Source organism: Actinomyces naeslundii (assembly GCF_001956585.1).
Classification (GTDB): Bacteria; Actinomycetota; Actinomycetes; order Actinomycetales; family Actinomycetaceae; genus Actinomyces; species Actinomyces naeslundii.
Genome location: NZ_MSRR01000009.1, coordinates 172,228 through 197,085 on the forward strand (window position 1 = coordinate 172,228; position 24,858 = coordinate 197,085).

The following is a 24,858-nucleotide window of genomic DNA, read 5'->3' on the forward strand; positions in this document are numbered from 1 at the left end:
GACCCATGAATGCGATGCTGATCTGTGAAGAATTGTTCCTGCTGCTGACCAAGGACTCCGGAAAGCCCGAGAGTCGCATGACCTACCCGGCCTACGGCCTCACCGGCGCGCTGCTCACCGACCTGCTGCTGGCCGGCCGTATCTCTTTGACCGAGGAACGCAGCCCCCGCGTCTACATCATCAACTCGGGGCCCACCGGGCACCCCGTGCTGGACTGGGCGCTGACGGTTCTGCCCGCCAAGGACGGCAAGCGCTTCTCCTCCGTGGTCTCATGGGGCAAGCTCAACCCCACTCGCCACATCGCCGCATCCCTGGAGACGACCGGAGTCATCCGCATCCACACGGGCGGACTGTTCGGATCCTTCAGCCCCACCTACCCCACGCTCGACCCCGTTCCCGAGCGGCTGCTGCGCGAGCGCATCGACGGCGCTCTGCGCGGGGTGCAGCCGCCCACCGGACCCGACGTCGCCCTGCTGGCGATCCTGCAGGCACTCAACATCGCGCCGGTCGTCCTTCCGCAGCAGGAGACCGGACTCAGCCGCGGTGAGCTCAAGCACCGGATCAAGGAGATCTCCGGGGCGAGCCCCGTGGGCCGCGCGGTGCAGCGGGCCGTGGACGCCACGACGATGGCCATCATCGCGGCCACGAGCGCAGTGGCGGTGTCGACCAACTGATCGGGGCCACCCCACCGCAGAGACCCGCCCTCGTGGCCGACCGGTCATCGACGGCCGGCGCCCTCTTGGCAGCACACCAAGCCACATCACCCGCAACCGAGGGCCCGAAGCAGCAGCTCCTGCTCGACGTCGGACAACGGTTCAGCCCCGTCATCTCCGGCCGCAAAGGCGATCCCGGCGAGGACAGCCCCCAGGACCAGCCGGGCTCCGGCATGAGGATCCAGGTCGAAGGCACCCTCACCGCGCGCCCGGGCCTGGTCCCGGATCTGCTCCAGGTGAGAGCGAGTGGCGGCGAGGAGCTCCCCGACGAGCAGCTCCTTGAGCTCCGGGTCCTGCGGCAGCTCGCCCAGAAGAGAGAGCACCGCCTGACCCGTGGCCCCTGACAGCGCCCGGTTCTTGTGGGCGATGAAGGCCTGCAGGTCCCCTCGCAGCGAACCGGTATCGAAGTCCTCGGCCACGGCGGCACCGGAGCCCATAGCCTCGTCGGCCACGCCGGTCTCGATCATGCGCCTGGTCGAGGCCAGGACGAGCTCGCGCTTGGTGGGCCACCGGCGGTAGAGGGTGGCGGTCGAGACGCCCGCGCGCCGGGCCACGGCCGCCGTCGTCAGCGCGGCGTAGCCGCTCTCGGCCAGGAGGTCACGCACGGCCAGCATGATCGCCGGCCCCAGAGCGGCGTCAACCGGCCGCCCCGGAGTGCGCCTGCTCCTCGGTGCTTGTGAGCCCACAGCGTTCATGGGGCGATCGTACCGACCAATAGCGAAACTGATTGACTTCGTTTCCTAAGACTGTCAGGCTGCGGCCATGCGATCCTCGGACACACACAACATCAACGACTTCGACTCCACCATCGACCTGAGCGGCATCCCGGTCGACACCAGCAGCCCCGTCATGATCACCGGCGCCACCGGCTACCTGGGCAGCTGGGTCACCAAGGGCCTGCTCGACGCCGGCGTCACCGTCCATGCCGCCGTGCGCGACCCCCAGAACACGAACAAGGTGGCCCACCTGAACCGCATGGCCGAGCAGGCACCGGGCACTCTGCGCCTCTTCGCCGGCGACCTGCTCCAGCCCGGCTCCTACGACCAGGCCATGGAAGGGTGCGCAGTCGTCATCCACACGGCCTCGCCATTCATTCGCACAGTCGAGGATCCCCAACGAGACCTTGTCACCCCAGCGCTGCAAGGAACCCGCAACGTGCTGACCGGGGTGGGGCGCACACCATCGGTCACGCGAGTGGTCCTCACCAGCTCCATCGCCGCCATGTACGGCGACGCCGCGGACATCGAGGGATACCCGGGGCGAATCCTGACCGAGACCTGCTGGAACACCACCTCCTCCCTGTCCCATGAGCCCTACCCCTACTCCAAGACCCTCGCGGAGAAGGAGGCGTGGCGACTGGCCGCAGAGCAGGATCGGTGGAGGCTGGTAACCATCAACCCGTCCATGATCCTCGGCCCCTCTCTGGGCAGCGCCCCAACCAGCGACAGCTTCTCCACGATCCGGATGATGATCGACGGCACCGCTCGCCTCGGGGCGCCGCGCGTGGGCATCAGCGTTGTCGACGTTCGCGAGGTGGCCCAGGCGCATATCGCCGCCGCTTTCCTGCCCGAGGCCCACGGCCGCTACATCGCCTCCGCGGAGGATACCGACATCTTCGCGCTCACAAGCACTCTGCTGCCGCGCTTCGGCCGATCGCTCCCGTTGCCACGGCGCGCCCTGCCTCGGCCAGTAGTAGTGGCCATGGCACCCAGACTTGGACAGACTCGAACCTATATTCGACGCAACGTGGGCTACACGGTCCGCTCCGACGCCTCGCGGAGCCGCCTCGAGCTGGGCACCCGCTACCGGCCGGTGCAGGCGTCACTGGAGGAGATGGTCGAGCAGATGCTCCCCTAGCTCGGCGGAAGAGGAGTCACTGGCCGCGGGGCCCACGACGCCGGGCGGCTCGGGACGTTCCGCCGCGCCGGCGCAGGTGGTGCCAGCGCTCGCGCCACTGGGCGTGGTCCTGCTCGATCTGGGCCAGACGTGCGGCCAGACGGTGCGACTCCTCCACCGACAGCCCGTGGGCGTGCACCCCCAGGTCGGCGAGGTGCGTGGCAACCGGGGCAGCCTGCTCGCGCAGGTCGGGCCAGCCCACCAGGTCGGGCTGCGCCGGCCGCCTCACGCCTCCGGCTGGGGTACGCACACCTTCCGGCAGCCTGATACCGCTGGGCGGCGACGCCGGACGGCGCGGCTCCGAGACGTGCTCGCCGGCAGGGACGGTGGCCTCCTCCGGGGTGCGTCCGTCGGGTGCGGCCGGCCCCTGGACCACGCGCATCACCTCGTTGGCCGGAACGTGGTCGCTCCTGCGCCCCAGCCCCAGCCCCGCCGCCGGCAGGACGAGCACCGAGAGCACCCCGGCCAGCACGAGCGTGGAGGCGAAGGAGGTCGACATGGCCTCGGCGCTGACCGCCACCTGGGTGACGGCCACGATGATGGGCAGCGCCGTCGTCGAGTAGACGGCGATCTGGAGGCTCTGACGCATCGAGTAGGCGCGTGAGCCGTCTCGACGCCGCTCCACGCGGGAGGCCAGCCACACCGGCACGCCCCGCACGAGCACCAGCAGCACGAAGAAGGCGAGCAGGTTGCCCAGGTCCCCGGCGCTGAGGCTCGAGTCGATGCCCATGCCGGAGGTGACGAAGAAGATCGGGACGAAGAACCCGTAGGCCAGGCCGTCGAGCTTCTCCTCGAACTCGGCGTCGCCCTCTGGCAGGACGTGGCGCAGGACGAAGCCGGCGGCGAAGGCCCCCAGGATGACGTCGAGATCGAAGACGGCGGCGATCGCGCACAGCCCCACCAGCAGCAGGACGGTGGCGCGGATGGTGGTCTGCGCCGTCGTCGAGGCCCCAAAGTGGATGGCCTCGACCAGGCGGCGCCCCACGCGCTTGACGCGGCTGGTGAAGCGGATGATGAGCAGGGTGATGATGAGGAAGACGCCCAGGATCACCAGGCTCACCCAGGTGGAGCGCGAGCCCAGCAGCAGCGCCATGAGGAGGATCGGGCCGACCTCGCCGATGGCTCCGTGGTTGAGGATCGAGGCGCCCACCGCTGTGGGCAGCAGACCTCGGTCGCGCAGAATCGGCAGAATCGTGCCGATCGCCGTCGAGGTCATCGCGATAGCGATGGCGATGCCGTTGGCCGACGCCGCGCCGCCGGTCACCCCGATGGCCGTCACCGCCCCGAAGGCCAGACCCAGCGAGAGTATCCAGGCGACGGCTGCGTGACGCCCGCCCGCGCCGCGCAGCTCGTTGACATCGATCTCGTAGCCGGCCATGAGGAAGAGGAAGGCGACGCCGAGCTCGCGCAGCAGCTCGATGGAGGAGCCCTCACCGGCCAGCCCCAGGCCGTGGGGGCCGATGACCATGCCGCCGAGGATGAGCAGGACGACCTCGGGCACGAGCCGCTTGGGGACGGTCCAGGAGACCAGCGGCGCCACGAGGGCCACCGCCACGATGAGCAGCAGGGAGGTGAGGACCTGATCCAGGTCGGTCATGGATGCATCGCCTCCTTGTGTCTGGTCGGTCGGGTGCGGGGAAGTCGGGATGCGCAGTGGGCCGGAACCGGCGCACGAGTCCACACGAGTCAGAGAGACTACCCCCGCCCTCGACGGCCCGGAGGCATCCGAGGGGACGCAGAGCGCGCGCGGGTGCGTCACAAGGCGTCACAATAGGGGCATGCTCATGCCGTACGCACCCTCCGCCGAACCACTTACGCGCCTGGCCGACGGGACGGTCAAGCAGATCAGCCCCTTCACCGGCACCGAGGTGTGGACCGTGCCGGGCCGCGCCAACCGCCCCATCTCGCACCCGGTCGCCGAGGTCCGCCCGCTCGAGGCGGCCGACCGCACCCACAGCTGCGCCTTCTGCTCGGGGCGCTACCTGGAGACACCCCCGGAGAAGGCACGCGTCGTGCGCCGGGCCGACGGCGGCTTCGAGCGTCTCGACGCTCTTACCGTCTCCGCCCTGTTCGACACGGTGGCCGAGTTCCGGCGGGTGCCCAACCTCTTCGAGATCCTCTCCTTCGACTACTGGCACATCAACCACGGCTACGAGATCCCCGACGCCGCCCGCGAGCGCATGGAGGCCTACCTGGCCGAGCCGGCCGGCGTCGAGCACGTCGAGCGGGTGGCGCGCACCAAGCTGGCGGCTGCGGGCGCGGACCCGGACTCCTGGGACTCGATGGACGAGCGGACCCGCCACACCTTCCTGGCGGCCTTCTTCGCCGGGGGCCACGACGTCATCGTCGGCCGACGCCACTTCACCGACGACGCCGTCGACACCTCCGCCCTGGCCGGCTCGGGAACCCTGAGCGTGGCAGAGCACCGTGCCTACACGCGCCTGGCGATCCACGCGATGCAGAGCCTGTACGAGGCCAACCGGTGGGTGCGCTACGTAGCCGTCTTCCAGAACTGGCTGCGGCCGGCCGGGGCGAGCTTCGACCACCTGCACAAGCAGCTGGTGGGCATCGACGAGCGCGGCGTGACCAGTCAGCTGGAGCTGCAGAAGGTGCGGGTCAACCCCAACCTGTACAACGAGATGGCGGTGGACTACGCCGCCTACCAGGGACTGCTCGTGGCGAGCAACGAGCACGCGGTGGCCTTCGCCGGATTCGGGCACCGCTACCCGACGCTGGAGGTGTACTCGACGTCGGCCATGCCCGAGCCGTGGCTCATGAGCCGCGAGGAGGTCGACGCCGTCGCCGACCTGGTCCACGCCCTGCACGCGGCCACGGGCGCGGACGTGCCCAGCAACGAGGAGTGGCACCACAAGCCCCTCGACGTGGACCAGCCCATGCCCTGGCACATCACACTCAAGTGGCGGGTCTCGACCCTGGCCGGTTTCGAGGGCGGCACGAAGATCTACCTCAACACGATCGACCCGTGGACGCTGCGCAACCGCGTGGTGGCGCGGCTGGAGGACCTGCGGGCGGACCGGCTCATCGCTCCGATGGCCGTGGGTGAGGAGTGCCCGACGACCCCCAACCGGCTCCTGTACAACCCGGTCCTGACCGCCAGGCCGTAGGGGCCGGTGGGCGCGATCCGACGCCGGCGGCGCCGGACTGGGCCGGCCGTACTGCACGAGGGGCGGGACAAGATGGCCGGAAGATGCCCGCACCGCGGGAGTCACAGGCCTTGCATACTCCCATCTCTGTACGTACATTATCCGCACCATGAAGGAGGTCAGAACATGCCAACCGCAACAGCCCGCAGAACCCGAAGAATCGACCTGCGCGCCACACCGCGTCAGGAGACTCTGATTCAGCAAGCCGCCTCCCAGACGGACCGCTCCGTCAGCGAGTTCATCCTGTCCTCAGCGACACTTGAGGCTGAGCGCGTTCTCGCCGATCGCCGCTGGTTCTCCGTGACATCGGAGCAGTTCGACGCCATTGAGGCCGTGCTGGACGCTCCACTGGAGGAAACGTCCCGTTTCGCCCGCCTATGGAACCGCCCCTCGCCCTTCGGGACCCGCATCGACCTCGACAACGAATCGTGAGCAGCGGAGGCCTCCAGGCCCCTCGGCGCCTCATCCGCCAGGACGTCACAGCAGGGTTCCAGAGCGGGGCGAAGGAGCTGGATGACTGGTTCCAGCGCTACGCGTGGCAGAACCAGAAGGCCAACAATGCCGTCGTATACGTCACCACCCAGGATGACGTCATTCTCGGTTACTACGCCATCACGACGGCCGCCTACTCCCGCAATGACGCACCGGAGGGACTCAATCACCGTAGCCGACCGGAGGAGATTCCATGCATCCTCCTGGCCCGGCTCGCAGTTGATGAGCGGGCCCAGGGGCACGGAATCGGCGCAGCACTACTCAAGGACGCGATCGAGCGTTGCTACATGCTCAGCCGAGAAGTGGGTGCTGCCGCCCTTGTCGTGCACTGTCGAGATGAGCAGGCGCGCTCCTTCTATCTCGCCAACGGCGACTTTCTTCCATCACCCGCCAACAACCTGCACCTGCTGCTCCCCATGAAGCGGCTGAGCCGGATGCTCGGGTCCTCCTGAGCCGAACCGGCCGCGAGAGCCGAGGGTGGGCGCAGTCCGACGCCGGCGGCGTCGGACTGCGCCGGCCGTATTGCACGAGGCCCGGGTTGTACCGACCAGGGGTTGTCCGTACTGCGCGGGCTCGGGACTCGCGTGGAGTACGGCGAAGCGGCCAGCGAGAGAGCGGGCCTCGGCGGCCGCGGCAGTCTCAGCAGCCCAGGGCGCTGCGCTCCTCGGGACCCACCCAGCCCGAGCGGCTCTCCAGGGCGCGGAACCAGCGGGCCAGCGCTGGCCAGAAGGAGATCGACGGCGCCTCCCCGCCGGGGTAGTGCTGACGCCCGCCGTACTCGTAGGACTGGACGGTGGTGAACAGGCGGATGTCGCTGCCGGTGGGCTTGTCGCCGCACAGGTACTGGCCGATCGCGACGACGGCGGACAGGGCCGGCCCGTCGAGCATCGTCAGGCCGTCCTCGCGGGAGGCCTCCATCCGCGTGGCCCGGGCCAGGAGGGTGTCGATGACGTCGAAGCCCACGAGCACGCCGTTGGCCGCAGCCGCAGCCTTCTCCGGGTCCTTGGAGTGGGTGGCCACCGCATGGCCGACGTTGATCTGGGAGCCGATCCACTCGTCCCAGGCGTCGGTGGAGTTGCGGCGGTTGAGTGGGTAGAGGTCCGGGGCGCCCTCGCGCTGGAGGTCCCACCAGGCGGTGGACAGATCGAAGAGCATGTCGCCGGAGTCGTCGCTGACGACCTCGCCGGTGGTCATGTCCACCAGGGCAGGGACGGTGGGGGGCGGCTCGTAGCCGGGGGTCTTCTCATAGACCTCGGCCAGGGAGCGGGCGCCGAGCGCCGGGTCGACGCCGGGCTCGCCGTCGGGACCGGTCAGCTCCCAGTAGCCGTCCGCACCCTTGCCGTAGGTCCAGGACACGGGAAGCGCCTCGGTCAGGCCGAGCAGGCGCCGGGCGATGAGGACGCGGCGGCACCACGGGCACGAGCCCGCCGCCACGAGTCGATAGCGCCCCGCCTCCACGGGTAGGTCGCCACTGGGTGAGAATCGGTGTGAGACTGCGATGGCCATGGGGTGCCTCCCGGGAGGGTCGTCAAGGGGGTCGTGGTGCCCAAGGCTTATCATTCCTCGCCCGACCGCGGCCGTCAGCCGATTCACACGGGGCGAACCTCCCACGCGTCACATTGCGATACGCCACCCACGCACGCCCCAGGGGACCTTTGACCCGTACGGGGACGCTCTCGACTCAACGGGCGAGGCGCAGCACCGCGGGTCAGCGCAGCGTCTCCTCGATGGAGACCACGAACTCCAGGGCGTCGTGGCCGTCCCACTGCGGCTCACCCAGCAGGTCGCGCACGCGAGCGCAGGCGGCCAGGGCGTCGTCTCGCTCGCCGCGCTCGGCGTGCAGGCGGGCCAGCATGCACAGGGCGCGCGAGGCCGAGTCCCGGTCCTCGGTGTCCATGTATCCGTCGTAGGCGGCCTCGCAGTGCTGGACGGCCTGCCAGTTCTGGCCGGTGCGCCACAGGATCCAGGCCATGTCGTCGTGCCAGTCGCCGATCTCCCAGGCCGAGGAGTAGCCCTCGGTGTCGGCCACGCCGGCGAAGGCCTGGCGGGCCTCCTCCATGACCTCCCGGGCCTCGTCGAGCCGGGCGCGGGCCATGGGCAGGGTGAGGTCGTCCACCAGCGCCCGGGCCGAGCGGCGCAGCGCTCGCCCCCGGTCCAGGCAGCCCTGGTCGGTGCGGGTGTCCTCCAGGTCAGCGGCCTGGCGGAACAGGGTGGCGGCGCGCACATTGTCCTTGAGGTTGGAGGCGGCCATCGCCGCGTGCGAGAGGTACTCCCCCGCCAGCGCCCGGCGTCCCTGGTCCTGCAGGATCCGGGCGGCGGCCAGCGAGTGCTCGGCGACACTGTCCTCCTCCCCCATGGCCATACCGGTCTGGGCCAGGAGCCGGTGCAGGTACAGGGCGATGCTCCCGGCCCCGGCGCGCTGAGCCAGGGACAGTGCGGACTCCAGGACCTCGGCGCTCTCCAGGTAGCGCTCGGAGGCCTCCAGCGCCGAGCCCAGAGACAGCAGCGAGGCCACGGCGTACAGCGTGATGCCGGCGGCCAGCATGATGTTGGCCTGCTCGCGGAACTGGGTGATGGCCTCGTCGAACTGCCCCACCTCCATCGAGGAGATGCCCAGCAGCCTCCGCCCGCGGGCGGCCAGGACCGGGGAGACCTTCTCATGGCGGCGCATGACCTCCTCGGCTAGGAGGCAGCCGTTGTAGACGTCGCCGCACTCGGCCAGGACCTCGGCGCGCGCCATGTCGAGGATGTCGTCCATCCGCTCGGCGTGGCGGTCCTCGGGGACGACCGCGGCGGCCCGGGCGACGACCTGGATCGCCCCGAGGGCCTCATCGCGGGCGTGCAGGTCGGTGAGGACCGAGGCGCCCACGAGCAGCGCGTCGGCGGCCAGGACGAGGGCATCGGTGCCACCGGGATCGAGCAGCTCGGTGGACACCAGGTCCTCGATCTGGGCCTCAACCTGCCCGATGAGCGAGGTGGCGCGCCGCAGGCGCTGGTCGCGCTCGGCCTCCAGGGGGCGCTCGGCGATGGAGTCGGCGGTGATCTCGTTGTCGAGGTTGAGCAGGTCGACGTAGTAGGCGCCCAGCGGCCCGAAGGCCAGCTCGATGAGGGGTCGGATCCGCAGGCGCTCGGCGATGGCCTCGTCCATCTCGGTACGACACGTCAGGGCGGCGGCCCGCAGCAGGCCGGTGTGGTACTCCAGGCCCGGGATCTCCTCACCGGGCGGCGGCAGCAGGTCGCGCGTGGCCACCTGGTCGACGACGTACCAGTAGTCCATCGTCGAGGAGCCGATGGAGCGGCGGTGCTCGACGTAGCGGCGCACCGCGTCCTCTCCACTGCGCACCGGCCGGGGACGCACGAGGTCCACCAGCGGGAAGGGCTCGTCACCGCCCTGGTGGCTGGTGACGGCGCGTCCGGCACGGGTGCGTCGGGCACCCGCCTCCGGGCTCGACGACGTCGTCCGGGGCGCGTGCTCCTGGATCGATCCCTCGTCGTCGGCCACGAGGCCCAGGAGGGAGGCGACGTCGGGCTCGGCGCCGTCCTCGTTTACGGTCAGGCTCGTCTGGGCCGGCTCGGGCAGCTCCTCGGAGGGCTCCAGGAGGTCGACCTCCACGCCGAGCCCGTGAACCGCGCCGGGAGCGGCGTCGAAGACGGCCCGTACCAGGGAGCGCTCCAGGTGGTCGGAGATCGTGGAGTTGCCGTTGCGGGCGTCGAACTGCTGGGCCAGGCGCCGGGCCCAGCCGGTCATCTCGGCGTAGGCGCGCGAGATGGTGGTGGAGGCCTCCAACCCCGGCAGCGGGTACCACAAGTCGGCGGTCGGGAGCTCGACGCCCAGGGCCTCCTCGCCCCGACCGGCCCGCTCGGCCTCGCGCAGCACCAGGCTCATGCCTCGCAGCGCCGACAGCAGCACGTAGGCGGACTCGGCCTGGGCCAGCCAGGGCAGGTGGCGTCGCAGGATCTCCAGGCCGCGGTCCACCCGCCTCACGAGGGCCAGGTACTCCAGGTGGTAGGACAAGGAGATGAGGGCCTTGGGCGTGCGGCGGATCTCCCGGTAGGAGCGCAGGTGGGCCTCCCAGGCGGCCCGGGGCCGTCCGGAGGCCAGCAGGGGCAGCAGCACGAGGGACTGCGTGGTCTGGGGCTGCTCGGCGCAGCCGACGGCGCCGGTCAGCACGGGCACGGCCGTGGCCACGGCCAGCTCCCACGCCTCGGTGCGGTAGGCGAAGGCCACCTGTCGCATGGGGTCGCAGCCCTCGCAGTCGGCGTTCTCATCGCGGTGGGTGGCCCGCCAGGCGGCCAGCTCCTCGGCGGCCTCCTCCTCAAGCCCCAGCAGGCCGGCGACCGAGGCGCGCTCGCCGTGGACGACGTGCATGGAGGCACCCCCGGCGCGGTAGAACTCCTCGAGGCTGGCCTCGAGCTGGCGCACCTTGTCCTTGGAGACCTTGGGATTGGCGGCCGCCACGGCCACCGCCCGCTTGAAGTGCCAGTGCAGGGTGCGCACCTGGGCGTCGTCGAACAGCTCGGGACGTCTCTGGTAGCGGGCGAGGTTCCACACGAAGGGCTCCAGCGCCTTCCACTCCTCATTGCCCTGCTGGTAGGCCTCGGTCAGGGCCAGCCGGGTGGCGACCCGCAGGTCCTCCTCACCCAGGGCGTCCGCCCAGCTGACCGCCTCCGCGACAAGGGCCGAGGTCCTGGGGCCGTGGCCGAGGGCATCGGCGTAGGCAAGGCGCTCGAGGATGTCTTCGCGTGTTGTCATGGAGTCTGTCCTTCCGGGCGGAGCCTGACGTTGCGCCGTCATGAGGCGGAGGCTTCCACCGTGCCCTGGGAGCGCCGCGGGAGACAGGCCATCATCCCGCGCCGTTCAACGATGAACGACGGCATAGGCATATCGGCCTCCTTTCATCCAGCGGGGTGGTCGTCCGACGTCCAGTGTTACCGAACAGTTATAGAATCCGCTACCGCTGCGCCGAGGGGCAACTCGACCGCAGGGCATGTCGGAGACCCACACCGTACCCCGACCGACCGGTTCGAGATCCGTCTGCTTCGACGACGTCTCTCACTACTCCAGTGTTTCCAACGGGTTTCGTACAGCCGAGACCACCGGACCCGTATGGTCTAGGACACGAGCACGGGCTCGGGGGTGTCGGTTGTCTCAACCCCGGTTCCGCCTTCAGCATCACCCAGGGCAATCATGTCCTCATCACTCTTGACGCCGGCGTCGGACTCCGCATCGACTTCTGCAGCGGCCTCTGAACCGGCCTCTGAACCGGCCCGCGCAGCCCGCGAATCGGCCTCTGTCCGGGACTGCGCGTACGCGTCGGTTCCGGGGCCGCTGACGACGGCGGCCATCTCCGGCGTCTGCGTCGTATCGGGCAAGGCGACGGCAACCGCCTCCTGCGCCGTCGTCTCGCCGGCGGTCTCGGTGCCGGTCGGGCCGGCAGCGTCGTCGAGGATGCCGAGGACCTCGCGCAGAGCCTCGTCGACGCCGTCGAGAATGAAGTCCATGGTGCCGGCGAGCTGGGCGTCGTCGAGCCCGGCCCCGATATTGGTGAGCACCTCGGCGCACAGGCTCAGCCCAGCGTCATCAACCTCGGTGTAGAGGGCGGGAATGAGCCGGCCGCTGGAGACCTCCTGGGCCACGGCGCGCACCCGCGAGAGCATCGCGGCGCTCGGGGCGGGGCCGCCGAGATCGTGGTGGGCGCGCACGGCGAGAATCCGACGGTCGACCACCGTGAGCACGTAGTCGAAGCCGGCCACCGAGGAGCGCACCAGCCCCTCGGACAGGTCGATGTCGTAGCCGTAGCCGCACTGGGCGAGCCAGGCGGCCAGGCGCCTGAGGGTCACGGTCGGGGTCACGGCCCCCTCCGGCTGGTTCCACCAGGCCATCAGTCCTCCTCCCAGGTGACGAGCTCGGGGAAGCGCTCCTCCACGGTGGCGAAGAAGGCCCGGGTCATTCCCAGGCCCATGTCCAGGAAGGCGTCGAGCTGGGCATCGCTCATTCCCTCACCGACGTAGGCCACCATCTGGGTGCTCAGCAGCAGCGAGCTCGGGTCGTGGGCGGGGGTGACGGCCAGGTCCGGACCGTAGGTGGCGCGGTGCTGGGTGTCGATGAAGACCCGCATCTCGTCGAGGCGGCAGGCCGCAGGACGCCCGCGCCACATGCCGGCCACGACGAGGGCGGCCTTCTCGTCATGCAGGTAGATGCCGATGTCGCAGCCCGGGTAGCCCATGAAGACGGCACCGTCCTCCTCCGGGCCGGCGGCGATGCCGCGCTGGGACAGCCAGGTCTCGACCCTGGCCAGGGTCAGTGCCGGTTGTGCGCTCATGGGCGGGTTCGCCTCCTTCCCGGTGCTGGGTTGTTGCAGGTCTGATGGGAATTGACACGGCTGTGACACCGGCCGGCGGCCCGCCGACACCGACGCGCGAGCCGGACTCAGAACTCGATATCGGCTGCGATGTCAGCGACCGTGTCGACCTGGCCGGTTCCGGTCTGTGCGCTGCGCACGCTACCCGGAGAAGCCCCTTTTCCCCTAGTCGAGCCCGGTGCACCGACGGCGTCGGGCCGGCTCGCCGTAGCAGAACCCGCCGGGCCGCCTGCGGCTGCGGGGGCGTCGGGACCGTCCGGGAGGCGGCCCAGCGCCTGGTCCAGGGAGCGGCCCAGCACCCCGGAGGCCGACTCGGCCAGAGTCAGGCAGCGCGAGTCCATCTGCTCGGAGGTCTTGTAGCTCCGGCGGCCGGCGGCCGACGTGCGCCTCCCCTTCCCGGCGCGAGCGGCAGGCTCGGTGCGCGAGGCACGGGAGCGCTGCGGTGCGCCCGAGGCGCCGGCGCCTCCTCGTCCAGCCGATCGGGCGGCGGAGTTGCTGTCCTGGGACTTCTTGCGGAAGCCGACCATGGTGGTCCTTTCGGGAGTCGAGCGGCCTTGGGCCGCGCAGGGAGTGAAGAGATGGTGAGCCGACGGGATCCGCGAAGGAAGACGCGGGGCGCGCCGTCGGCTCGGGCCGCGTCCGCAGTACCGGCGGGCCAGGCCGAGCGGGCGGCGAGATGGGACGCTAGCGGGGCACCTCGCAGGAGAGCTGGTCGGCGGCGCGGGCCTGCTGGCTCCACAGCTCCTCGGTGAAGGTGCCGTCCAGGATGGAGCGCGCCAGCGGCTCGTCGGGGCGCATGATGTCGCGCACCGTCTGGAGGATGAGCTGGCGGCGGTCGGTCAGGCCCTCCTGGCCGAGGATCTGGGCCGAGCGACCCAGGCCGCCCATGAAGTTGACGTACTCCATGGCGTGGTACTGAGGGGAGACCTCGTCGGGGCGCAGCTGATGGGTACGCGTCTCCAGCGCGTTGCGCACGTCGCGGCGCAGGGCCTCCTGGCCGCCCTCGGAACGCACGTAGAAGGGCAGCAGGCGGTTCATCATGAGGTGATGGGCGATGGCGTAGTCGACGTAGTAGAAGAAGGCCAGGCCCACGCCCTCCTCAGCGGACTGCTCCGACTCCGACTTCTGCCACTCGGCGTAGCAGGTGGTCTTGGCGACCTCCTTGGCCCAGGTGGGCGCGGCCACCATGGCCTCGGTGGGTTGGAAGGCCACGCGCGACTTGCAGCGCGGACAGGTGATGAACACCGGCATGTGGTAGAGCTCGGGCAGCGGCACCGGGTCGCCGCACTTGTCGCAGGTGAAGGAGAACTGGGCCTGACGCCAGTCGGTCATGGCCCGGTTCCACTCCTCGCGGGCCTGCTCGGCACGGCCGGGCGCGAAGACCTCCTCGATGATGTTGCGCAGGCGCACCTCGAAGCCGGCCACGAGGTTGGCCGCGTCCTGAAGGCGGGCGGAGAGCTGGCGATCCTCCTCGATGGACAGGTCGGCATCGATGTCCAGGAAGGGGGCGAAGTGCTTGGCGAAGACCCGCTGGGCCTTGGTGTGCAGGAACATGATCTGGGCCTCGACCTCCGAGCGGAAGGCGGAGACGGAGGCCGGATCGGTGATCTGCATTTCCATCGCGGTGCGGGCTGAGCTGACGCCGAACTCCCGGGCACGGGCCTCCAACCGGTCCAGGTAGGTGCTCAGGCGCTGAGTGAGTGCCTGAAGCCGCCGGTAGTAGCGGACGTAGGCGGACATGTCAGGCTCCTTGCGGTGGAGGATCGGGAGTATTACGGAGGAAGGCACCGGTTGCCGGGGCTGTCCGGGCGCGGCTCGGTGTCGGCGACGACGCCGATTCACGAGCCCGGCGCATCAGGCACCCACGGCTGTCAGCACTGTGGATGCTACTCAACTGGAGACTTCAACTGCGACCTGATCGTGATCTTTTGAAATCGCGAGGCTCAAAATCTGGGCAGGACTCCCCCTTGCCATTCCTCCGACGACATGGCTTCTCGGCTGTCTACAACGGCCGCGGCAAGCCGGAGAAAAGTCGGGGCTCCGCTCAGGCCGGAGCAACTCAGGAAGCACCACGAAGTGACAAGGATCATAGTGTTGGTGCTGGCGTGAAAGCACTGGTCATGACGCCATTCGTAATCTCTCCGTTATCCAAGAGATCGGGCGGGGCGGCTGGTGGCTGAGAGCGGTTGTTCCTTCCCACCCAGGCCGATAGGTTGATATCGTTCGCCCGCAGGTGCCAGTCGACGTCAGACACCTGTCCTCCTATCGGCCTTCTTCCGACACTGTCGTCAAGCACCCAAGGCGCAGTTGCCATGTCTCATGTCAAGACGGCGCTGATCATCTGGTCAGTCCTGGCCATCGGCCTCATCATCTACTACGTCTGGCTGCGCCAGCACGTACTTCGCATCCAGGACCCACGGGGCGAGGTCTACGGGGCCGTCGCACTCACGGTGGTGACGTTCGGGGGCCTCCTCTCGGCCCTAGTCATCCGCGTCGTCACTGCGTTTCTGCACCGCCCAGCCGCGGCGGCCGCCATCTCACTGCAGATCTCACTGCTGACCGGTGCCCTCCTCATCCTCATGGTGGTGCTGTCGCAAGTCACTGCTTTCACGCCCGCCGTCGAGGGGTCCGACCCGATCTCGGAGCTGCGCCCCGTCACTGTCAACGGCCGCACGGAGTGGCTGTCCCTGCGCGGCCGGGACCGAAGCAAGCCCGTCCTGCTGTTCCTCTCCGGTGGGCCCGGAGGCTCACAGCTGGTGACCGCCCGCCATTGTTTCGCCGACCTGGAGCGCGACTACGTCGTCGTCACCTGGGAGCAGCCGGGGGCGGCGAAGTCCTACAGCGCGATCAACCCAGCGGACATCACTCTCGAGACCTACCTCGCCGACGGCGCCGCAGTCACCGAGATCCTCAGGCGCGAGTTCGGTCAGGACCGCATCTACCTCATGGGCGAGTCGTGGGGCTCGGCACTGGGACTCATGATGGCGCGCGAGCACCCGGAGCACTACCGGGCCTTCATCGGCACGGGTCAGATGGTCGACTTCCTCGAGACCGAGAGGATCGACTACCAGATGGCTCTTGAGGACGCCCGCAGGACCGGGAACAAGAAGCTGGTCGACAAGCTCGAAGAGCAGGGACCGCCGCCCTACGAGTCGCGCATCGCCCTCAAGACGAACGCCTACCTCTCCCCGCTGTATGGGACGTCGGCGCGTACCGGACAGCTCCGTGGCGCCACCTTCTCCACCATGGAGGGACCCTACGGGGTCGAGTACGGCCTGCTCGACAAGATGGCCTTCTTCTGGGGCCTGTACCGGACCTTCGACTCCGTCTACGGCAGGCTCTACCCGATCGACCTTCGCCAGTCCGCGGCCGAGCAGCAGATCCCGGTCCACATCTTCCACGGCCGCTACGACTACAACGCGCCCACCAGTCTGGTGGAGGACTACTACGCACGCCTGCGGGCGCCGCGTAAGTCTCTGGTCTATTTCGAGCACTCGGGTCACAACCCCTGGCAGACCGAGAACGAGCTCTTCATCGACCACGTGCGGCGGGCCCTTGCCGAGTCGGCCTAAGGCGGTTCCGCGCGTTCGTAGGCCCGGCGCTTTACAGCCGGGCGGTGCGAGCGGGGTCGAGGCGCAGGGGAACACGTTCGCCGGCATCGTGAGGGCGCTGGGCCAGGGCCGTGACGCGGGCCGGCACACGATCGACAGTGGCATCGGTTCCGACACCGGTTTCCTTGGTCAGCTCGGCGAGCTGCTCGGGGGCGAGCTCGACCTCGGCCTCCCACTGGCCACGGCGCAGTCGCGAGGCCAGGACGGTGGCTGACAACCGTGTCTCCGCAGGATCCCCTCGCTCCTCCGAGCCGCCCGCCGCATCCTCGACCACGCGCAGCGCGCCGGGCGCGAGGGCGAGGTCGCCGACGACGTCGAATCCAAGGAACCGCGCCACCTTGCTGCTTCCGGGGTCGGTCCACAGGCGCTGGGGGGTGTCCAGGCGCAGGAGCCGGCCGGACTCCATGACACCGACCCGGTCGGCCACGGTCATGGCCTCGTCCTGGTCGTGGGTGACGTAGAGCGCCGTGGTGCCACCCTCGCGCAGGATGGCGCGCACGTCGGTGGCCAGTTGCTCGCGCAGGGCCCGGTCAAGGGCGGACAGGGGCTCGTCGAGCAGCAGGAGCCTCGGCGCCGGCGCCAGCGCCCGAGCCAGGGCCACCCGCTGTGCCTGCCCGCCGGACAGGGTCGTCACCCGCCGCCGCTCGAAGCCGGGCAGGCCGACGAGCTCAAGCATCTCGCGCACCCGCTCACCCCGCCGTGCGCGCGGCAGACCGGTGAGCCCGTAGGCGATATTGCCGCCGACGTCGCGGTGCTCGAAGAGCTGGCCGTCCTGGAACATGAGGCCGAAGCCTCGCCTGTGAACGGGCACGCGCACCATGCTCCGCCTGTCCCAGGCGACGTCGCCGTCGGCCACGTCCTCCAGGCCGGCCACCGCCCGCAGCAGGGAGGACTTCCCCGAGCCGGAGGCCCCCAGGAGGGCGACGACCTCTCCGGCGGCCACGTCCAGGTCGACGCCGTCGACGGCGTGCAGGTCCCCGTAGGCCACGGCGAGCCCGCGCACCGACAGGCCCGCAGGAGCATTGGTATCGCTGGTGCTCGGGCTCATGGCCGCTCGCCTCCGTCCTTCCTGGGCCCGCGCAACCGGACCGTCTCGTTGTCTTCGCCCGCCGCTTGCCCACCGGTTCCCGCGGGCCCTCTTCGCCCGGGACCGAGCCGGGTCTGGAGCCACTCGCAGCCGAGCATGACGGCGGCGCTGCCCACCGCCAGGACCACGCCACCAGCCAGCGCCATCCCCTGATTCTGGGAGCCGGGGCTACCGATGAGCCGGTAGACGACCACCGGCAGGGTCGGTTCCTGAGGCCGGGACAGGAACGATGTCGCCCCGAACTCCCCCAGCGACGTCGCCAGAGCGAAACCGGCCGCCAGCCCGCCGGCGCGCAGCAGCTGGGGCCCGTCCACGGTCAGCAGCACCCGACCGGGCCCGGCCCCCAGGGCGGCCGCGGCCTCGCGCTGACGCGGGTCGATGGCGCGCAGCGCCGGCAGCAGGGTGCGCACCACGAGCGGCACGGCCACGACGGCCTGCGCCAGCGGCAGGATCCACCAGGAGCGGGTCAGGGCCAGCGGCGGGCGCGCCAGGGTGAGGAGGAAACCGAAGCCGACCGTCACGGCGGAGACGCCCAGCGGCAGCATGAAGGCGGCGTCGAGCCCGGTGATGACCCGGGCGAGCGCCCGGCTGCGGGGTCGGCGCGAGACGACCAGACACACGGCCACCCCCAGGGTCAGGGCGATGGCCGCGGCCGCCACGGCCACGGACACCGAGTTCGCGGCCGCCTCCCACACGGTCACGAGCAGGGCGCTGCGCCCGCCGGTCGTGCCCAGGTCGGTGTAGTTCGCCAGCGTCCAGGCGCCGTCGCGCTGCAGGGAGCGCACCACAAGCACCGCCATCGGCGCCACCAGCAGCCCCCCGATCGTGACGGCGGTGACCGCGAGCGCGGGGGCGTCGGCGGCGCGCAGCCGCCCGGCCGGCGCCTCGGTGCGCAGGCGCAGGCGCGTCTGGGTGGCGGCGCGCGCCCGCTCGGCCACCCACAGCGCCAACGCGATGACGCCGAGCTGGACGACGGACAGGACCGCGGCACCCCGCAGGTCGAGGTATTGGGTGGTCAGCCGGTAGATCTCGGTCTCGATGGTTCCGATCCCCACCCCGCCGAGCACGAGCACCACCCCGTAGGCGGTGGCGCAGAACAGGAAGGTCAGGGAGGCTGCCGAGGCGATGGCGGGGGCCAGCGCGGGCAGGGTGACGGTGGCGAAGGCCCGTCCCGGCGAGGCCCCCAGCGCCCGGGCGGCCTCCACGGCGCGCGGGTCGAGCCGCGACCACATGGTGCCCACGGTGCGCACGACGAGCCCGTAGTTGAAGAAGGCCAGCGCGGCCACGACCGCGGTCAGCGTCCCGTCCAGGCCCAGGGCCTCCAGGGGCCCGCCGCGGGTGACCAGGGCGTGGAAGGCGACGCCGACGACGACGCTGGGCAGCACGAAGGGCACGGTCACCACACCGCGCAGCAGGTCGCGGCCGGGGAAGCTGCGCCGGTAGAGCACGAGGGCCCCGGGGATGCCGAGAGCCACGCACACGGCCGTGCCGAGCGTCGCCTGGGTGAGGGTCTGCGTGAGGATCCGCCAGGTGCGCTCGCGGGCCAGGACCTCGCCGAAGCCACTCAGGTCGAGGGCGCCGTCCGGCGCGAGGCCGCGGCCCACGAGGGTGACCACGGGCCAGGCGAAGAAGACTGTCAGGAAGGCCAGCGGCCCGGCGACGGCCAGGGTCCAGCCAACCCGCTCGCCCCAGCTCGGCCGGGGGCCGCCGGGAGTGACGCCGGTCCTTCCGGCGGCCGCCCCAGCGGACCGGGAGGCATCGGCGTCGGCTCGTGCGGTGACGTCGGCCCCTGGAGTCTCCTCGCGCGGCACGGTCACTTGCCGACGGCCTCCGTCCAGGTGCCCAGCCACTCCTCGCGGTGGGCGGTGATCTCCTTGGGGTCGACCTTCACCGGCGCCTTCGACAGTGGCCCGAACTTCGTGAGCGCCTCGGGCAGGGCGGCGTCGGACAGGACCGGGTACATGTACATCTGGCCGGGGATGTCCTCCTGGACGGCCTTGGAGAGCATCCACGTCACGAAGGCCTTGCCGCCCTCGGGGTTGGCGGCGCCCTTGAGGACCCCGGCGTACTCGACCTGGCGGAAGGCCGTGTCCAGCAGGGCGGAGGTGGAGCTGGAGACTCCGTCGTCGGAGACCGTGAAGGAGGGCGAGGAGGCGTAGGAGACGACGATGGGGTAGGTGCCCTTGCCGCCGCCGGAGAAGTCGGTCTCGTAGGCAGCAGTCCAGTCCTCGGCGATCCGGGCGCCGCCTGCGGCAAGCTGCTTCCAGTAGTCGGCGAAGGAGCCTGCACCGAAGTGACCGATGGTGGCCAGCAGCCAGGCCATGCCGGGCGAGGAGTTCGTGGGGTTGATGGCCACGAGCAAGCCCTTGTACTCGGGCTTGGTGAGGTCCTCGAAGGTGGCCGGGGGCTTGAGGCCCTTGCCGGAGAAATAACCAGTGTCGATGTTGAGGCAGACGTCGCCGACGTCGATGGGCGCGAGGGCCGGAGTGTCGGCGACGACGTAGCTCTCGGCGCCCTTGGGCAGGGTGACGGTGGCGGAGGTGTCGATGACGCCCTGATCGAGGGCGCGGGTGGCGTAGGTGTTGTCGATGCCGAAGACGGCGTCGCCCAGGGGCGCGTCCTTGGTCAGGACGAGCTTGTTGACCAGCGCGCCGGCGTCCCCGGAGGTGGCGACCTTGAGGGTGTAGCCGGTCTCGGAGGTGAAGGCCTTCATGAGGTCGTCCGAGACGTGGAAGGAGTCGTGGGTGACGACGGTGACGGTCTTGGAGTCGGCTTTCTTGCCCTTGCCGCAGGCGGCCAGGCTCAGGCCGACGGCGCCGGCGGCGGTTCCGGCGAGCAGGGCGCGGCGGCTGAGGGTCGGGCGGGGGCGGCCGGGGCGGTGGATGGGCTGGGTGGTCATGTGTGCCTCCTGGATGGTTCTCCGGAGGGCCCGGACGCCATCTGCGGCGCACCGGGGAGATGGACTCGACTTCCTTCGCCGGTGCTAACCGGAGCAGGTTCGAGGGTCTGCGGGCTTCCGCACTCTCAGCGCCGTCGGCATCGGCCCGTCGACCAGTCGCGGCCGGGCCGACGACGGGGCGCTCCCCTGTCGTTGCAGGCCAACTGTAGTTCGACCCCGCCCACCGGCACCAACTCCGCACTCCTGCGCCGGCTTCGCGCCTCACGGGCATCAGTTCCTGGCCGAGGAAGACTCCGCCCGCAAGGTCGTAGCGCAGGTCGCCGGTTCGTACCCTTAACCCCCGAACGCGCGACCTAAGGAACGACCGCGCGCCGAGCAGGTTGCGCGCTTTCGGGGTATTCCATCCGCTGACGTCCGCCGACCTTATGTCTCATGACACTGGGGCTCTGGCAACCATGGCCTCGGCTGCGACAGCGAGCGGATCCATGGGATCCTCGTCCAGCAGACGGGGGAGGTCGTCACCCGTTCCGGCCAGGAAGCCGTGCCTGATGACGCTGGCGATCGAGAGCATCAAGGGTAGGCGGAAGGCCGGCATCCCACCCCCGGCGAGCAGCTGCCGGTAGTCGCCCAGGCTAATGTCCCTCACCTCCCAGCCCAGGCGGCCTGCGACGTCGGCGACGGACACCGTACGGCTTCCCACCAGCTCGTATACCCTCCCCTCGTGCCCGCCCGGGTCGCTGAGAACCGAGGCAGCCGCGCGGGCCAGGTCTCGTCGCGCCACTGCGGCGACGGCTCCGTCTCCCAGCGGGGACACGATTCTCAGCGCTTCCCCTTGCTTCTCCCACGACAGTGGGGCCGCGAGAATCTCGGCGTAGACGCCGTTGCGCAGAATGGTCCATGTCATATCGCTAGCCATGATGATTCGCTCGGTGACTCGGTGCGGCAGCGCCATCGATAGGTGGTCGCCCGCGCCAGTGAGGCTCGTGTAGACGAGGTGAGAGACGCCATCGCGCTCCGCGACCTCAACAGCGGCGCGGTTGAAGGCGATCTGCCGATCGTCCTCCTGCGCCCCGGCGGATACCAGCAGCAGGGTGTCGACGCCGTTGAAGTCCAGGCTGTCCGGGGCGCTGAAGTCGACATGCCGTTGCCCCGCCGACGGCGTGCGGCTGCCGCCCACCGCCGGAATGCCGCGAGCGCGCAGCTCCGCCAGGACGGCTGAGGACAACCGTCCGCTCGCACCGGTCACCATGATCATGAGTAGGCTCCTTCAGACTCAACCGCGCTCCGGCGGCCGGCTCCCGCAGCCAGCGGGCCTTTTGCGCATGAGCCTGAGGCATCGTGCACGCACCCACAAGGAGGCAGTTTCTTGTCACCGACACACAGCGATGTGACCACTGAAGATCCCGGTCCGGAGCCTCTGGAGCGCTGCACCCGGGCGCACCGCGAGGATCCTGGCGTCCGAGCGGTCCACGACCGGCTGGGAGACAAGTGGTCCCTGCTGGTCATCGTGGAGCTGACGCGCGGTCCACTGCGCTTCCGGCAGCTGCAGCACGCCGTCGGCGGGGTTTCCCAGCGCATGCTCACCTTGACCGTGCGCCGGCTCGAACGTGACGGACTGGTGCGCCGCACGGTCTACCCCACGGTTCCCGCCCAGGTCGACTACCGGCTCACCGAGATGGGGGCGAGTCTGACGCATCTGCTGAGAGCCCTCGCCGACTGGTCGCTGGCGCACCGGGAGGACATCGCCCACGCTCAGGCCGATTACGACCGTGCCCACCCGGGCAGACCCGTGCGTTAGATCGTGGCGCGAGCTTCCCGCGCGAGCGGGCTCAGCGGCCTCCCCCTAGGGAGGAACCGGACTCGGCGCCGTCGTCCGAAGGGCGGAGGGGCGGCTCCCACAAATCGTTCCAAAGACGCTCCCGCCCACTCGACGCCGCCTCCTAACCTGATCGCATAAGCGCAAGGCGGCAAAGGCGGCATCTGCCGGCTCCGGACCTATGATGAGCGCCGGCTCGTCGACACCCACCACCTCGCGCCATGCCGGGAAGAGTCCGCCTCCCCCGCGTCCAAGAAAAACCCAACGCCCCTGCACCACGAGAGGAACCCACCCCTATGAGCACCCCCTGGTTCCTCTTCACCCCGCTGGTCGATATCGCCGCCCTGGCGCTGTGGTGGGGGCTCCTCAAGCTCTCACGGCGCCGCGACAATCGCCGGCTGCGCAACGGAATCCTGTTCCTGCTCCTGGCCGGCTCCACGGTAAGAGCACTGCTCCATCTCGCCTCCCTCATCCCCGCCCTCAAGATCCCAGTAGGACTGGGCGGCGTCGCCTTCTTCCTGCTCATCGCCCTCATGCCGTTCCTGCTTATGTTCAACGGCGTCGTCCTCATCCGCCGCGAGGGGCGACGCCTGAGCAACCTGCTGTGCCTGGCGGCCGGCCTGGGACTCATCGCCACGCCGGTGGCCGCTCTCGCCCTGGTGGCCACCGTCAACCCGTGGGCCCTCTTGCTCGCCGCACTCATGTTCTGCGCCTGCGCCTACCTGGGCGTCTTCCTCCTCATCTTCTTAGGCCAGACGGTGGTGCAGCGGATCTGGGGCGGGCGTCGGGCCATGCCGCACCCCGACGTCGTCGTGGTCCATGGCGCCGGGCTCATCAACGGGAAGGTCGGGCCGCTGCTGGGCTCACGGATCAAGGGAGGCATCGATGCCTGGCGCGATGAGGACGCCCTGCGCCCCGGAGTTCCGCTGCTGGTCATGAGCGGTGGGCAGGGTCCCGACGAGCCGGTCAGCGAGGCGCGCGCCATGGCCGACTACGCGATCGCCCGCGGCGTCCCGTCCGAGCGGATCCTCCTGGAGGACCGTTCGACGACGACCCGCACGAATATCGCCTGCACCCGTGACCTCCTGGCCAAGCGAGGCATGGTCGACCCGCAGGTACTGCTGGTGACGAGCTCCTTCCACGCGGTGCGCACCGCGATCCTCGCCTCCGACATGGGGGTGCCGTGGGCGGTGGCGCCAGCGCGCACGGCCTGGTTCTACATCGTCAACGCCTGGCTGCGCGAGTACGTCGCCGTCCTGACCTACCGGCGCCGCCCCGCCCTGGCCTGCGCCGCCGTCGCCGGTGTCTTCGCCGTGCTGTACGCGCTGCTGGCCCTCGGCGCCCAGACGGGGCTCATCGGCTGAGTGGAGCCGCATCCCGTAGCATCCTTCGGCCACACATTTCAGAACAAATGTTCTTGACTGATCGTTCCAGAACATCTATTCTGAATTCATGGGACGACGACGAACCTTCATCGAGAACGAGGCCATCGACTCTGCCACGGCGGTCTTCGCCGAGCATGGCTTCGCCGGCACCTCCGTGGACGACCTGGTGCGGGCCACCGGCGTCAGCCGCGCCAGCCTCTACGGGGTCTTCGGCTCCAAGGACGGACTCTTCCAGCGCTGCCTCACCAACACGCTGACCGCTCTGATCCCCGGGGCCACCCGGAGCGAATCCGCCGACGCCGCAGGGGCGAGCCGTGACGAGCTCGACCTGGTCCTTGTGGCGCTCATGGAGCTCGCCCCCTGGGACCCGGCAGTGCGCGACGCCCTCGTCACCACCCTGCACCAGGCGGGCGTCACCGCCGAGGCGCTCGGCCGACGCCTGCTGGAGCGAGCCGGCGCTACGGCGTCGGACTCAACAGCACCAGTCTCGCCGCCGGCATAGCCTGCACCGGCCCCGCCAGCATCAGCCAGAAGCACACCTCCCAGCCGACCTGCCCACGAAAGGAACAGACATCATGAGCCGCAACACCGTTACCATCACCGATACCTCCCTGAGCGTCGAGCCGCACGGGCTGGACAAGATCTGGTCCTTCACCTCCCGGCTGGAGTTCCCGCTCGCGCACGTGCGCGGCGCCACGCACGACCCCGGACTGCGCCACGAGCCCAAGGGGTGGCGCGGGCCCGGGCTGCAGACGGGCGGTAAGCTCTCCGGAACCTTCCACGCCAACGGAACAGCGCAGTTCTGGAACATCTCCGGCTACGAGAACACGCTGGTCATCACCTTGGAGGACGAGCGCTTCACGCACCTCTACCTCACGGTCGACGATCCCGCCGGCCTGGCCGCGGAGATCAACGCCGCCATCCGCCCCTCCCAGGCGTGAGCCGCTGCGTCGTCCGGCTGGGCGGTCGGCGCCACGCGGGCGGCCACTGGCTGCACAGTCGGCGCAGGTGCGGCATGATCAGGGCAAAGTGGCGCCGACACCGTCAGCCCGCCACCAGCACCCAGGCACCTACGCACGTCGCCCGACCGGGGCACAAGGAGGACTCATGAGCGCACAGGACCCCGTCGAGATCGACCAGACCACCGACTTCATGTGGAAGGCGACCGCGGCTGTGGCCACGCTCGCCTCCGGGTTCGTGGCCGAGAAGGTCGTGGCCCTCGGCTGGCGGGCGATCTCCGGTCGGCCCGCCCCCCGTGAGGAGGACCAGCTCCTCAACTACAAGCTGGCCGAGATCGTCACCTTCGCCATCATCTCCGGGGCCACTGTCACCCTGGTGCGTGAGCTCGGGCTGCGCCAGGCCGCCAAGTGGTACAGCGCCCGCCGCCCCGACTCCCCGTACGCGCTGCGCGCCATCGGCAACTGAGAACCATT

Annotated in this window: 23 protein-coding genes; 11 read left to right on the plus strand and 12 right to left on the minus strand. The window is 70.1% G+C overall.

Features of this window, described 5'->3' with window-relative positions; translation table 11 throughout:
* The first annotated feature begins 14 nt into the window (after positions 1-14).
* Entirely contained in the window at positions 15-674 is a 660-nt protein-coding gene (locus BKH33_RS05395; RefSeq protein WP_003781361.1) for a GOLPH3/VPS74 family protein, read from the plus strand.
* An 86-nt stretch (positions 675-760) separates the two neighbouring features.
* On the opposite strand, the gene BKH33_RS05400 is transcribed toward BKH33_RS05395, so the two are convergent.
* Positions 761-1,408 (minus strand): TetR/AcrR family transcriptional regulator, encoded by a 648-nt coding sequence (locus BKH33_RS05400; protein WP_100219009.1) that lies wholly within the window; start codon positions 1,406-1,408, stop codon positions 761-763.
* Between the two features lie 67 nt (positions 1,409-1,475).
* Between BKH33_RS05400 and BKH33_RS05405 the strand changes: the two genes are divergently transcribed.
* Complete coding sequence (locus tag BKH33_RS05405; protein WP_003781366.1) at positions 1,476-2,570, plus strand: NAD-dependent epimerase/dehydratase family protein; 1,095 nt, start codon at positions 1,476-1,478, stop codon at positions 2,568-2,570.
* Between the two features lie 16 nt (positions 2,571-2,586).
* Here the strand turns inward: BKH33_RS05405 and BKH33_RS05410 are convergent, their stop codons facing one another.
* The gene (locus BKH33_RS05410) at positions 2,587-4,206 is read right to left on the minus strand and encodes a cation:proton antiporter (protein WP_003781336.1); all 1,620 of its coding nucleotides are present in this window, start codon (positions 4,204-4,206) and stop codon (positions 2,587-2,589) included.
* A gap of 181 nt (positions 4,207-4,387) precedes the next feature.
* Between BKH33_RS05410 and BKH33_RS05415 the strand changes: the two genes are divergently transcribed.
* From BKH33_RS05415 to BKH33_RS05425, 3 genes are all read left to right on the plus strand, one after another.
* Positions 4,388-5,734 (plus strand): DUF4921 family protein, encoded by a 1,347-nt coding sequence (locus tag BKH33_RS05415; protein WP_003781356.1) that lies wholly within the window; start codon positions 4,388-4,390, stop codon positions 5,732-5,734.
* A gap of 165 nt (positions 5,735-5,899) precedes the next feature.
* Positions 5,900-6,205: a type II toxin-antitoxin system TacA family antitoxin gene (locus BKH33_RS05420; protein WP_003781347.1), complete on the plus strand. Its 306-nt coding sequence runs from the start codon at positions 5,900-5,902 to the stop codon at positions 6,203-6,205.
* A complete protein-coding gene (locus tag BKH33_RS05425; protein ID WP_003781341.1) occupies positions 6,202-6,717 on the plus strand; it encodes a GNAT family N-acetyltransferase in 516 nt (171 codons plus the stop codon). Before BKH33_RS05420 ends, BKH33_RS05425 begins: the two co-directional genes overlap by 4 nt.
* Before the next feature lie 187 nt (positions 6,718-6,904).
* Here the strand turns inward: BKH33_RS05425 and BKH33_RS05430 are convergent, their stop codons facing one another.
* From BKH33_RS05430 to BKH33_RS05455, 6 genes are all read right to left on the minus strand, one after another.
* The gene (locus BKH33_RS05430; RefSeq protein WP_003781383.1) at positions 6,905-7,771 is read right to left on the minus strand and encodes a glutathione S-transferase C-terminal domain-containing protein; all 867 of its coding nucleotides are present in this window, start codon (positions 7,769-7,771) and stop codon (positions 6,905-6,907) included.
* Positions 7,772-7,973: 202 nt separating this feature from the next.
* Entirely contained in the window at positions 7,974-11,018 is a 3,045-nt protein-coding gene (locus tag BKH33_RS05435; protein WP_003781352.1) for a tetratricopeptide repeat protein, read from the minus strand.
* A gap of 359 nt (positions 11,019-11,377) precedes the next feature.
* Positions 11,378-12,148: a hypothetical protein gene (locus BKH33_RS05440; RefSeq protein ID WP_003781377.1), complete on the minus strand. Its 771-nt coding sequence runs from the start codon at positions 12,146-12,148 to the stop codon at positions 11,378-11,380.
* Positions 12,148-12,588 (minus strand): YbjN domain-containing protein, encoded by a 441-nt coding sequence (locus BKH33_RS05445; protein WP_003781359.1) that lies wholly within the window; start codon positions 12,586-12,588, stop codon positions 12,148-12,150. The genes BKH33_RS05440 and BKH33_RS05445 overlap by 1 nt, the downstream gene beginning before the upstream one ends.
* Before the next feature lie 107 nt (positions 12,589-12,695).
* Positions 12,696-13,154, minus strand: a complete 459-nt coding sequence (locus BKH33_RS05450; RefSeq protein WP_003781334.1) for a hypothetical protein — start codon at positions 13,152-13,154, stop codon at positions 12,696-12,698.
* 157 nt (positions 13,155-13,311) lie between these two features.
* The gene (locus tag BKH33_RS05455; protein ID WP_003781338.1) at positions 13,312-14,367 is read right to left on the minus strand and encodes a hypothetical protein; all 1,056 of its coding nucleotides are present in this window, start codon (positions 14,365-14,367) and stop codon (positions 13,312-13,314) included.
* Between the two features lie 572 nt (positions 14,368-14,939).
* Between BKH33_RS05455 and BKH33_RS05460 the strand changes: the two genes are divergently transcribed.
* Positions 14,940-16,199: an alpha/beta fold hydrolase gene (locus BKH33_RS05460; protein WP_003781374.1), complete on the plus strand. Its 1,260-nt coding sequence runs from the start codon at positions 14,940-14,942 to the stop codon at positions 16,197-16,199.
* Positions 16,200-16,230: 31 nt separating this feature from the next.
* Here the strand turns inward: BKH33_RS05460 and BKH33_RS05465 are convergent, their stop codons facing one another.
* The 4 genes from BKH33_RS05465 to BKH33_RS05480 all read right to left on the minus strand — a co-directional run bounded on the left by BKH33_RS05465 (position 16,231) and on the right by BKH33_RS05480 (position 21,479).
* Positions 16,231-17,286 carry an ABC transporter ATP-binding protein gene (locus BKH33_RS05465; protein ID WP_003781375.1) on the minus strand — a complete coding sequence of 352 codons (1,056 nt, stop codon included), beginning with the start codon at positions 17,284-17,286 and terminating at the stop codon, positions 16,231-16,233.
* A complete protein-coding gene (locus BKH33_RS05470; protein ID WP_373692699.1) occupies positions 17,283-19,142 on the minus strand; it encodes an ABC transporter permease in 1,860 nt (619 codons plus the stop codon). The genes BKH33_RS05465 and BKH33_RS05470 overlap by 4 nt, the downstream gene beginning before the upstream one ends.
* Positions 19,139-20,224 carry a thiamine ABC transporter substrate-binding protein gene (locus BKH33_RS05475; RefSeq protein ID WP_003782691.1) on the minus strand — a complete coding sequence of 362 codons (1,086 nt, stop codon included), beginning with the start codon at positions 20,222-20,224 and terminating at the stop codon, positions 19,139-19,141. Before BKH33_RS05475 ends, BKH33_RS05470 begins: the two co-directional genes overlap by 4 nt.
* A 430-nt stretch (positions 20,225-20,654) precedes the next feature.
* Positions 20,655-21,479, minus strand: a complete 825-nt coding sequence (locus BKH33_RS05480) for an NAD(P)H-binding protein (RefSeq protein ID WP_003782670.1) — start codon at positions 21,477-21,479, stop codon at positions 20,655-20,657.
* Between the two features lie 111 nt (positions 21,480-21,590).
* On the opposite strand from BKH33_RS05480, the gene BKH33_RS05485 reads away from it, so the two are divergent.
* The 5 genes from BKH33_RS05485 to BKH33_RS05505 all read left to right on the plus strand — a co-directional run bounded on the left by BKH33_RS05485 (position 21,591) and on the right by BKH33_RS05505 (position 24,850).
* Positions 21,591-22,022, plus strand: coding sequence for a winged helix-turn-helix transcriptional regulator (locus BKH33_RS05485; protein WP_003782695.1), 432 nt, complete (start codon positions 21,591-21,593; stop codon positions 22,020-22,022).
* Positions 22,023-22,336: 314 nt separating this feature from the next.
* The gene (locus tag BKH33_RS05490; RefSeq protein WP_003782704.1) at positions 22,337-23,404 is read left to right on the plus strand and encodes a YdcF family protein; all 1,068 of its coding nucleotides are present in this window, start codon (positions 22,337-22,339) and stop codon (positions 23,402-23,404) included.
* A gap of 88 nt (positions 23,405-23,492) precedes the next feature.
* The gene (locus BKH33_RS05495) at positions 23,493-23,927 is read left to right on the plus strand and encodes a TetR/AcrR family transcriptional regulator (protein WP_003782682.1); all 435 of its coding nucleotides are present in this window, start codon (positions 23,493-23,495) and stop codon (positions 23,925-23,927) included.
* Positions 23,928-24,000: 73 nt separating this feature from the next.
* Positions 24,001-24,366 (plus strand): hypothetical protein, encoded by a 366-nt coding sequence (locus tag BKH33_RS05500; protein WP_003782676.1) that lies wholly within the window; start codon positions 24,001-24,003, stop codon positions 24,364-24,366.
* Between the two features lie 166 nt (positions 24,367-24,532).
* Complete coding sequence (locus BKH33_RS05505) at positions 24,533-24,850, plus strand: DUF4235 domain-containing protein (RefSeq protein ID WP_003782693.1); 318 nt, start codon at positions 24,533-24,535, stop codon at positions 24,848-24,850.
* The last annotated feature ends 8 nt before the right edge of the window (positions 24,851-24,858 follow it).